At 38.1% G+C, this 12,175-nt stretch carries 3 protein-coding genes; all 3 read right to left on the bottom strand.

Annotated elements, in window-relative coordinates; all coding sequences use genetic code 11:
* Window positions 1–9 precede the first annotated feature (9 nt).
* Genes IC621_RS04535 through IC621_RS04525 form a run of 3 tightly spaced genes read right to left on the bottom strand, consistent with a single transcriptional unit; the run spans window position 10 to window position 11,757 of the window.
* The gene (locus tag IC621_RS04535) at window positions 10–1,032 is read right to left on the bottom strand and encodes a TauD/TfdA family dioxygenase (RefSeq protein WP_191156187.1); all 1,023 of its coding nucleotides are present in this window, start codon (window positions 1,030–1,032) and stop codon (window positions 10–12) included.
* A gap of 18 nt (window positions 1,033–1,050) precedes the next feature.
* Window positions 1,051–7,137 carry a non-ribosomal peptide synthetase gene (locus tag IC621_RS04530; RefSeq protein ID WP_191156185.1) on the bottom strand — a complete coding sequence of 2,029 codons (6,087 nt, stop codon included), beginning with the start codon at window positions 7,135–7,137 and terminating at the stop codon, window positions 1,051–1,053.
* A 15-nt stretch (window positions 7,138–7,152) separates the two neighbouring features.
* Window positions 7,153–11,757, bottom strand: a complete 4,605-nt coding sequence (locus tag IC621_RS04525) for a non-ribosomal peptide synthetase (protein ID WP_191156183.1) — start codon at window positions 11,755–11,757, stop codon at window positions 7,153–7,155.
* Window positions 11,758–12,175 lie beyond the last annotated feature (418 nt).

The following is a 12,175-nucleotide window of genomic DNA, read 5'->3' as shown; positions in this document are numbered from 1 at the left end:
CCTGATTTATTATTTCCAGCTATTCGACTCCGTCATGCCTACTAATATTTTTCTATCTCCTTTGTACGGTGTTCTTCCATGGGCAACCATCATGTTGTCAAGCATTAGGATGTCACCCTTTTGCCAGGTGAATTTTACTGTTTCTTCTTCATACACTCTTCTGATTTCTTCCAATACTTCTGGCTCAATAGTTGTGCCATCCCCGTAAAAGGAGGTTTTAGGTACATTTTGTTCATCATATTGATGAAGGATTTCCTCCCTTATTTCACTCTCAAGTGTTGTAATATTAAATGCAGTAATCTGATTGAACCAAATGTTCTCCCCTGTAACCGGGTGTACGGAAATCGCAGGCCTAACCTGCTGTATCCTTAAGTGATCTGCAGTTTTCCAGATACATTCCATCCCATTTTTTCTGCATTGTTCTTCTACAAAATCTTTGTCATCCGTTTGGAAAACGTCCTGCCATTTCATACCTAATGGAAGACCTAGGTTTCTAACGTACATGACATTCTTTTTTGTAAACTTCTCTACAATTGATGAATCCATTTTTTCGTAGATCCGTCTGCTATCTGCAATCGGTGTCTCACCACCGGATAAGGCTGGAGTGTCGCAGTAAAAGAAGATCTTCATCGGCCACTCGTGACTATAGGCCATCTCGTTATGCAATTCTATCGATTGATCAGCAGCAAAATCTGTAGATGTATAGATTTGATTTTTCACAGCGCTCCTCGGAGTGACATTGTCTTTATATTCCAACAACTCGCCGGAAACTTGATTGATAAAAAAGTGGAAATCCTTCGTATTCGTAACGTTAAAGCCCCTGAAGAGAATACCTCCATTTTTATAAAGGGACTCATTTACCTCCTCTTGGTTTGCTTTTACCCATTCATATAGGTTTACCCCGTCTGTATTGGGTTCCATGACAAGCGGCAAGGTTTTTCCATCCTCTAAATATCTTGAACTGACAAGCTTTTGGTTTACTTGGATCGTCTGCCGACCCTTGAACCTATTCATATTAAGTGATTTAACCAATTTTCATACCTCCTCTTTTTAATTAAGAACATTAACCGCTATTCGTTTCCTTTGATTAAGCTGATCCCTATTCATCTTTTTTTGTTTACTTATTAAATTCTCATTTCTTTTAGATATGGTGCTTTCCAGACTTTTGTATACCTCATCTAAAGGCTGCTGAAGGGAAAGTGTAACTTCGGTTATAATTTTTTCAAGAATTTCAAAATACAATTCAATCGTTTCCCTATTAAAAGAAGAGCAATTGTAATTGATATCTAAAGACAGCTCGTCATTAGGCACAATAGACAAGGTTAAAGGAAAGTTTGTCTGTTCCTCTACCTCTACATTCGAAACAGTGACTCCTTCTAATATCGCTTGGCTTTCCTCTGCTGATATTAGGTTAGGAAAGTTAGCAAAAATTAAGCACGTATCAAAAAGCGACTCTTTGGAGTTGTACCCAATCCATTCTTTAATGTTGATAAGGGGAGTATTTTCAAACTCCATTATTCTCATTTGGAGTGTATTCATCTCGTTAAGCAATTCCCCAATCTCTTTTTGCCTGGAGACTTTAAGTCCTATAGGCAGAGTATTTATAAACATCCCTACCATTTCATCGATCCCCGTAACTGATGCCGGCCGGCCTGATAAAACTGAACCAAAAACGACATTTTCTTTTTCACATATAAAATTCAGGAAAACAGCCCAACAAGTTTGAATCACCGTATTAAGTGTGGTTTTTTCCTTCATTGCCACTTGTTTCAATTTGCTTGTCAGGGCTTTAGGAAGTTTTCGCTTTATTTCGGCGTTAGCGTTTTCTGCCTTCATCATCTGGTTTTGGCTGCCGCTCTCCGAACTTCCAATCCTTCCTTTTGTTTCATTGAGTAACAAGGTCCGGTTTTGGAATTGGTATCCATCAAAAGCTCCCTTCCAAAATGATTCAGCCTCTGAAAGGTCCTGATCAAGCTGCCAGCTGATAAAATCCCTAAATGGCCGCGCGGAAGGGACAGCCGGAATTCTTTTATTTAGTAAATCTGAATACGTTTTAGACAATTGATTTAAAATCATCGGCATCGACCAGCCATCAAGCAGCAAATGGTGATAACTCCAAATAAAGTAATAGGTCTCCTTATCTATCATGACGAGGGTTAATTTCATGAGTGTGTCTTTTTCTAAATGAAACCCATTTAACCTCTGAGAACTGCATAGCGCTTCTATCTCTTGTTTAATTTCTTCCTTTGAGCCAAAAAGCCGGCTCGTCCAGTCCAGTATTTTTAAATCCACTTTGCCCTGCTGATTAATGATATGGATCGGTTTTGCAAAACCTTCCCACAAGAAGTTCGCTCTTAAAATGCTGTTTTGATCCACTACATGCTGCCACGCCTCTTTAAGGAGATCTATGTGCAGCTCCCCTTTTATTTCAAAGGACATTTGTTCCACATAAATTCCTGTTCCGGGGTGAAGCAAGGTATGAAACAGCATCCCTTCCTGGACAGGTGAAAGCGGGTAAATGTCTTCAATGCCTGATGTCTGTTGATTGACTATATTCCATTCACTCTCGCTTAAAATAGCTGTTGAAAAATCTTTAGGCACATATTTTTGCTCCTCAAACCTCTCACACAGCTTAATAATTGATTTCACAGTTGTCGTAAATTCAGCTGTCAATTTCCTGACGGTTTCATCCTTATGAATATGCCTGCAGTACATCCAATCCAGGGAAAGCTCTCCATTATAAATGGCGCCTTCTACATCCAGCAGATAAGCTCGCAAAGCCCTTGGATCCCTAATAGGCTCCACACTATCATTAGACATTTCAAATATGGTGTTTTTATTTGCAGAAGTATTAATTTGGCCAAGATAATTAAAACTCACCTGAGAAGGACTGCCCGCAAATTGTATATCCTTCATATACTTGAGAATGCCATACCCAAGTCCATTATTTGGAATAGCTCGAAGCTTCTTTACTACCAACTGTAAATCCTCAAGGATAGAGGAGCTTTCTTGCAGCTTGATTGAAAAAGGAAATAACGTTGTAAACCATCCTATTGTTCTACTTAAATTCAATCCTTTTCTTACTTCCTCTCTCCCGTGCCCTTCTATATCGATTTTGATATGGTGATTATTTGACCATTTTTTTATCACTAAGACGAGAGCAGCAATAAGGATTTCCTGGATTTTTGCGTCCATCGTCCGGTTTACCCTATTAAGCAATGAGGCTGTTTCCTCTTTTGAAAAGCTCACAGTCATTTTCTTAAGTGATTCTTCTGTATTAACCAAATCAGCCATCTCTTTGTCTGTCGGGATGTTTGCCTCTATTCTGCTTATCTTTTGCCAATAATCCAGCTCTCTGAGAACAATTTCACCCTCTGCATACTGATTCAATGTATATGCCCATTCTTTAAATGTTGTTGTTTTGGCTGGCAGCTTTGTTGGCTGTTTTAGAGTGGCTTGATGATACAACATTTGCAAATCTTCTAATAACACCCTCCAAGAAACACCATCTACGATTAAATGATGAATCGTTAAAAACAACTGATTTTCCCCTTCATTTTGACTGCTAATGTAAACTGCCCTAAGTAAAGGACCGGATTCAATGTGAAGAGAGGTTTGAGCCCGAACAATTGCTTTTCTCTTCATATCTTCATATTGGTGAAGATTAGTTCTATCTAGTTCTATAACATCTACTTCAAATGGATTTTTCTGTTTTTCTTTTTGGATCCACTTCCCATCACTTCGGCTAAAGGAATAGGAGAAAATATCATGATGCTCTGCCAACTTCTTTATAGCTTCCCTTAATAACGTCACATTTAAATCCTCATGCACCTCAAGCAAGATGGATTGGTTCCAGTGATGAGGATTTTTAAATTCTTTTTCAAAAAACCAACGCTGAATAGGTGTGAAAGGAATCCATTCCATTGCTTCTAAATCGATCTTTGATATAGATAAATCATGGTCAGGTGTCACAGATAAGAATGACTCCTCAACCCTTTCAATCGTCTGATGCTCAAATAAATCCTTGGTAGTGATTTCAATAGAATTTTCTTTGCATTTGGCTATAATTTGCAAAGCTAAAATAGAATCGCCGCCAAGTTCGAAAAAGTTATCTTGTATTCCTACACGTTCTATTTGCAAGACTTCTTCCCAAATTTCGGTCATGATTTGCTGGTTGCGGCTTGATGGAGGACGATAGGAAGAATGATCGGACTCCAAATACTTGGCTTCAATTTTTGGTAATGCCTTTCGATCTACCTTCCCATTTGTCAATAAAGGGAACTCGTCGATAAAAATGATGAATTTCGGAATCATGTAGTCTGATAACTTGCTCTCTAGTGCTGATTTTATTTTTGCTTGTGATGTTTCCGAACCAACAGTTATATACGCAGCTAAGTTCTTTATTCCAGCAGAAGTATCAACCAGAACCAATACGTCCTTTACCTCTGGAAGTGACAGAATCGCTTTTTCAATTTCACCTATTTCTACACGGAAACCGCGGATTTTAAACTGATCATCCTGTCTGCCCAGGAACTGAAACTCTCCTGAAGACGAATAACTTACAAAATCCCCTGTTTTGTACATCCTTGCTCCTGGCTCATCACTGAATGGATCAGGGAGAAAGCTATCAGCCGTTAGTCCCGGCTGATTTAAATAGCCCAAGGCAAGCATTTGCCCTCCTATGTAAAGCTCCCCTTTCCTTCCGGAAGGCACAGGCCTTCCCATGGAATCCAAAACATACATCCTTCTATTTATCAGGGGGTTTCCAATAGGAATCGAAGCTTGCTCATGCTGCTTTGGTCCATTACCAGCCGGCACCTTGTAAAAGGTACAGGTCGTGATGATTTCTGTTGGACCATAAAAGTTGAAAAGATCGGCTTCCCCTTTATGAACGGTGTTCCACATGTCTACATGTGCAGGAGAGAGCTTATCTCCTCCGACAGCCAAAACACGCAAGCTTTTCATATTGATAGACTGCCGAGTGGCGCTGAAATGGCTTGCAATTTCATTCCAATAAGGCGTAGGGAGATTGGCGACTGTTATCCCATATTTATTAACTTTTTCAACAAATTCTTCTGAATCCCATACATCATCTCCTCTAATAAAAACTTCTCCCCCGCTGCACAAAGTTGGAAAAACCTGCTCAAGGGACGGATCAAATGTTGTTGTTCCGAATTGAAGAACTTTATCGGCTTTGTTGATGTTAAATTGCTCTTTAAAAGAAAGATAGTGCAGCAAAGAAGCTTCATGGGTAACGACTACTCCTTTTGGAATACCAGTAGATCCCGATGTATACATGATATAGGCTCCCTGTTTAGCATGAAAAACAGGATCGTGGTTTCGATTGTGAACATCAGCTTTTCCTATATGATGGATATCGATTTGCTGGATATTGTGAAAAGAATACCTATCTATCAATTGGTTTTCTGAAATGATAAACCTTGCAGCTGAATCGGTCAGGATAAACTGTATCCGCTCCTTTGGCATATGGAGGTCGAGAGGAACATACACACCTCCAGCTTTCAAAATACCCAGCATAGCAATCATCATATCTGGTGATCTAGTCATGAATACCGCTGTACTCTCTTCCTGCTGCAGGCCTTGTGAAAGTAAATATCTTGCGACTTGATCTGCTTTGTCATTTACCTCCTTATAGGTATAAGCAAAATGTTCAGAACTGACCGCAATCTTGTCAGGGCTTTTTTCAACTTGCATCTCAAACATCTGATGTAATAAAGGGGGAGGGGATGAGCTTTCAGGTAATAGAGTCCTTGCATCCCTCCCGCCTATCATTTCATCCAATTCCTTTTGGTTTAAAGACTGCAAGGCATCAACCCTTTGGCTAATGTCGCGTTTAACTGCTTCAATAAACATTGACATTGTATCCAGCATCTTCTCTATTTCATCTTGTGAAAAGATGGATGAATCATAATGCAGCCTTAAGACAAGCGAATTCTCATAAGGTATAATCGCAATGCTTAAAGGGAAATTCGATTTTTCTTCCACATTAAAATCCTTTATTGAAAAGCCCAGCTCTTCAGAAGAAAAAATATCAGAATTAAATGGATAGTTCTCAAATACAATAATGCTGTCAAAAAGAGATTTATCTGGTTCCAGCTCACTTACTTTTTGAACTTCAAATAAAGGGGTGTATTCATATAGAGAAAGCTCTGACTGTTCTTTTTGCACTCTTTTAATGATAGATTCTACTGTATCACTGGCTTGAAGGGTTACTCTGATAGGAAGCGTATTAATGAACGGTCCTACAATATTTTCCGAGCCTTTGAGCTCAGGCTGACGACCTGACATAACACTGCCAATAACAATATCCTTTTGATCTGTATAACTGTTTATGAGTAATACCCAGAGTCCCTGAAGAATCGAAAATAGTGTTACATCCTGATTCCGGGCCATTTCTTCCAGGCATTTTCGATCCTTTTCCTGAATAATTAAATCGGTATGCTGATCCTGCAAGGATTGTCTTGAATTGTTCGTTTCATTTCCACTTAAATAGCTGGGTTCTTGAAATCCAATTAACTTCTCTTTAAAAAAATGCTTCGCCTTATCCAAATCCTGCTTGTCCAGCCATGATATATATTCATTAAATTGGGGAGCATCAGGAAGAAACATGGGCTCGTTATTTTTGATTGATTGATAGGAATGCATGACATCTTTTAACACAATAGGCATAGACCAACCATCCATCAATAGATGATGAAAGGTCCAAATAAACTGATAACAGTCTTTCAATTGGATTAAATGAAATTTCATTAACGGACCTTTCGAAACGTCGATCCCTTCATTTTTTATGTCTTCCGCATATTGAAGGATTTGTAAGCCTGCATCTAGAGACGACTGGTCCCATTGCTGACAATTTATAACGCCTTCCACGTTTTTGTGAACAACCTGCAACAGCTTTTCGGATTCTTTCCAGTGAAACGTCGTTCTGAGTGCCGCGTGGCGGTTTATTGTATGTTCCCATGCCTTTTGGAACGAATTTATTTCCAGATATCCATAGATTTTAAAGCTTATTTGCTCCACATATAAACTGGTATCAGGCTGATGGATTGTATGAAATAACATTCCTTTTTGGATAGGAGAACATTCATAAATATTTTCGATATTTTTAATATCCATATAGGCAGCCCCTTATTAACTGTGTTTTATGGTTGATAGAAATTTTTCAAGTTCCTTTTGATCCAATTTAGCCTCTGGAAAATCTGTCGTCACAAAACCAACTTCCTGCGTTTGACAACAGAATGAAATGAGTTTGCGGATGTTTTCTACGATTTCCTCTGCGAGGACACTTATTGCCATTTCTGAAAATGACGTCTTGCTGTATACAACGCGCAAACAGAACTGATCTTCAAAAATATAAGGCTCAAAATCTAGTAAATAGAGCCTCTTTTCATGCTGGTCTTTAACTGTTTCGCTAAGATAACTATGAAAAGTAAATGCTTTTGATTTAAAAAAGGCTTGATCGATTTTTCCTAAATAGTTATAGCTGAACATTGCCGTAGGATACTGCGCCGAATCTCTTGAAACGATAGAGTTTTCATGCTTTAACCATCGTTTTACTCCATATCCGATTCCTTCATTCGGTACTTCCCGCATTGTATTTTTTACATATTTTAACAAATCTCCGTTCGGTGAATTTAGGTCTGGAATATTAAAATACAGCGGATGTATAGAAGTAAACCAGCCGACCGTTCTGGAAAGATCTAATTCATTATTCAATGGTTTACGACCATGGGTTTCAATATCGATTAAAACATTGTCATCTTTAGAAAATTGCTTCAGCGACAAGATGATCGCAGACAATACTAGCTCATTTACCTGTGTGCCATAGTATTTCGGAACCTCTCTCAAAAGACTTTTGGTATCTTCTTTTCCCAGCAAACACTCTATTTTCTCACTGCTTGCTTCGGTCCCTTTATCAATTTTGATTAATGGGCTGGAATTTTTCACATCACTTAAACGACTCCAATATTTCGACTCGTTATCTGAACCAGCCTCTAAACTTGATAAATAGTCCGCCCATTCCTTATAGGAAGTTTCCTCAAACGGTAAATGCAGCTTTTGTCCTGCCATAATTTGGTCAATAAGCATATCCAGATCTTGTAAGACTATCTGCCAGGAAACCATATCAATCACTAAATGATGAGCGATGATGATAACCTCGTTTTCATTCTGAGTATGTACGCCGCGGTTAACATATGCTGCATAAATTAAAGGGCCTTCTGAGATGTTCAAAGATTTTTGCAGCTTTTCGGTATACTCCAGAATGCGTTCATCAGGGTTCTGCTGATCGCTTATATCAACATAAGAGATGGCCAAATTGTGCTTGTCATTAAAAAACTTTTGGGTCCAGCCCTTTTCATTTTCAACAAACCTTAATCGAAGAGAATCGTGCGTTTCGATCAAAAATTCAACAGCTTGCTTGAACATATAAAAGGTTAGATGCTCGTGGACCTTTAAACGGATGGCTTGATTCCAATGATTAGGGTATGAAAATTTCTGTTCAAAAAACCAATGCTGAATAGGAGTTAAAGCGACTTCATCTCCATGATTCAGCTGCTTGCGCTGATTGTATGCCGCTTTCTCCTCCATGGATTGGGCGATTTTTTCAATCGTTTTTTTATCAAAGATATCTTTTGGCTTTAACAGCCAACCCTTTTCATTCGCTTTTGAAGATATTTGAATCGCCAGGATCGAGTCACCGCCGATCTCAAAAAAACTGTCACTAATACTTATATTTTCTGCGCCCAGTACTTCTTGAAAAATAGCGACTAGCTCCTTTTCACGATCATTTCTAGGATCTATTATGTCAGGGACTTGATTTTCTATTTTTATTTCCTGCAGCCTCTTTGTATCGACCTTGCCATTTTGAGTTAAGGGAAATTCTGGCAGAACGATGTATTGGTGCGGAATCATATAATGGGGCAGCCTGTTTGATAGATATGTCCGCAGTTCATCTAAAGAGAATTCAGGTAAAGAAGCTGCAACATAAGCGATAAGTTGGGCTGACCGCTTATCCTCTTTCCTGACCATTACAATTGACTTAAGTACATGATGATGCTCCTCAAGTACAGCTTCTATTTCCGCTACCTCAATTCGAAAACCGTTAACCTTTATTTGTCCGTCTATTCTCCCCAGAAACTGGACGCTGCCATCCTCGTTATACTTAGCTAAATCTCCTGTACGATACAGCCTGTCCCCAATTCCGAAAGGATTCGGGATATATCGCTCTGCCGTTAAAGCTGGTTGGTTGTTGTAACCACGCGTTACACCTTGTCCGCCAATGAAAATTTCTCCTGTTGTCCCTTTAGGCACAAAGTTCATGGCCTCATCGAGAATGTAAAGGTAAGCGTGATCGGTCGGGAAACCTATTGGGACCACGGAGTGTTCGCAATCTTCTAACCGATAATAACTGGACCACACCGTTCCTTCTGTAGGCCCATACTCATTAAATAGGACAATATGAGGAAAATTCTTTTTCTGATAGATAGCTAAACTTTTTGGAAACTGTTCTCCTGCAACAATGACAGCTTGCAGACTATTCATTTTTTCAGGTTCAGCATCCTTCAATATCAACTGGACCAAAGATGGTACACTTAATAAATGCGTTACATTATGCTTTTCAATGGTAGTAATGAGTTCAGGAACGCTCAGCTGCTCACTTACATCAGATAAAATAATTTTCCCGCCAACAGACAAGGTCCAAAAGATTCCAACTAGAGAACTATCAAATGAAATAGATGAAAGTAATAGAAAATGACAGTATTCTCTAGTTGCATAAACACTTTTTCTAGCCATCGTTGAATAGTAAATATTTTCGTGGCTGACCATCACTCCTTTTGGTCTTCCCGTAGACCCGGAGGTATATAAAATATAGGCCAGCTGGCTTGGATGAACGGCTAAATGAACTGCTGTATCATCCTCTTTGAACATATCCTCCAGCCTTAATATTTGGGCTTTTGACTGGATTAGCTCTAAATGACTATCCGTTAGAATGTATGATATATCTGCATCTTTGATCATATATTCAAGTCGGTCTATCGGATAATTGAGATCAAGCGGAACATAAACAGCACCTGCTTTTAAGATCCCTAAGATACCTGGAATCATCTCGACACTCCGAGTGACGGCAAGTCCAACTCTTTCCTCCGGCAAGACACCGAGTTTAATCAAATTTGCCGCAAGCTGGTTTGATTTTTCGGAAAGCTCAGCATATGTTAGTGTCCGGTTATCCATCATAACTGCTGCAGCATGCGGAGTGCTCTCAGCCATGTGTTCAATTTCACTCACGATTGAACATTTAGTATTTTCTTTAAGTAAATGACTATGGTTCAACTCTTTTAGCTGTGCTTCTACCTCATTTTCAAGGAGCAGTGAATATTCTTTTATTCTTTTTTGATCATTTTTAATAACTTCTTTTAACAACTGTTCATAATGGGCAGAGAACCTTTCCATGACCTGGTGTTGATATTTTTCAGGATCATAGAGCATCCGAAAATGCAATTCTTTGTTAAATTCAACACCCTCTATCTCTATTTCAAATTGTGTAATTTTTCGATTAACCGGATAAACCTCAAATTCTAAAGAGCCTACTTTTCCTTTCGCTCCTCCTATCCCAAGAAAAGCAGCCCCCAAATTATTTTTAGTTATACTTCTTAGATTCTGAAAATTAAACAAGACATTGGCATGATTCTGTTCATTATTTAGGCGATTTTTATGCATGATCTCTGAAAGCTGAGAATAAGATATATCCTTATGCTTTGTGGAACCTTGAATTTTCTTAGAAATTTGTTGTAAGAATTCAAAAAGAGAGTAGTTTTCCTTAAAATCCCCATCTATGTATAGGGTATTTGCATAAAAACCAACATTATCAAGTATTTTGGTATTTCTTCTTGCAAAAGGGGTGGCAATCCAAATGTTATTTTGACCGCTGTATTTGTGTAAAAGAAGATTAAAAACAGATAAAAGCAATGTGTATAGTGTAATGTTATTCCTTTTTGCAAATTCCCTCAGTTCACTAGCTACACCCTCGTTAACTGCAAAAAATAAGCTTTCACCTTTGAAAGAGTGGTTGTTATTATTCTTAGAAGGAAGGTTTACAGGATGGATACCCTCACCTTGTATTAACCTGTCTGACCAATAGCTGAGTGATTCATTTTCTGCCCCCGCAGCTTCACTTTTTTGCCGTTCTTCCTGCACAAACGATAAATAATTGCGGGCAGGTGCCTTACTATTTGGGGAAAGTCCTTTTATCAGCTCATCATACAATCGTCCAACCGCATTCACCATCACCATAATAGACCAGCCATCAATAGCTAAATGATGTACGTTGAAAAGAAGAATCTTTTCGTTTTGATTATTTAAATAGAGATTTATCTTAAATATTGGCCCGTTCTCCAGTTGGAAGGGAAGATGTGCTTCTTTACTTAAAACTTTATTAAACTCTTCTTTATTTAATTGGGAAAGATCATGAAACTCAAAATGGACAGGATAATCGTTATGGACACATTGAACCGGCTGTCCGTTCTCAAACTTGTAATTGGTACGAAGGGTTTCATATTTGCTAGTAATTCCTTGAAATGCTTCTTTTAAAGCTTGTACATTTACATCATCCTGCAATTTCCAAGCTGCAAACATATTTAAGTGATTATGATTTGGTGACAGATAATGAGACCGCCATATATCCTCTTGATTAGGTGATAAAGGATAGAAGGTATAATTGGATTTTTTAACAAACATTACTATCTCTCCTATAAACGGTTTTATTCAATTTATTAGGGCATCTTTCATTAGTTGTCGGGAATTTCCTATACCAGATTTGGTCATACAATAAACCTCATGACTTTTTTCACCATAATTAACAGTTTAAATATTTAGGTAATTGCAGCTCTGCTCATTACCTTTCCATAATAAAGGCACATTTTACCATCATTTTATCTTTATTTTCCCATTTCTAGTAAAGAGGTATCATTAACTACTATCATAGTTCTGTGAACATTTTCACTTTTAATATTAATCGTATTGTAATAGATTGACTATTGAAAAAATCGTAGTCTAAGATATAGAAAGAGTGGTAAATTTTGTGATCACTTTCTCAACCTGGAAAATTCATTTTTAAAACTAAATTAACGAATAATTAACAATTTTTATATAAAAT

Origin of the sequence: Metabacillus arenae (assembly GCF_014773385.1) — a bacterium.
GTDB classification, from domain to species: Bacteria; Bacillota; Bacilli; order Bacillales; family Bacillaceae; genus Metabacillus_D; species Metabacillus_D arenae.
Note: the sequence above shows the minus strand (reverse complement) of the source record. Positions and strands in the feature narration are given on the sequence as shown.

Coding starts and splice junctions, on each gene's coding strand:
- IC621_RS04530 (WP_191156185.1), bottom strand. CDS start 7,137: ATGGATATTAAAAATATCGAAAATATTTATGAATGTTCTCCTATCCAA.
- IC621_RS04525 (WP_191156183.1), bottom strand. CDS start 11,757: ATGTTTGTTAAAAAATCCAATTATACCTTCTATCCTTTATCACCTAAT.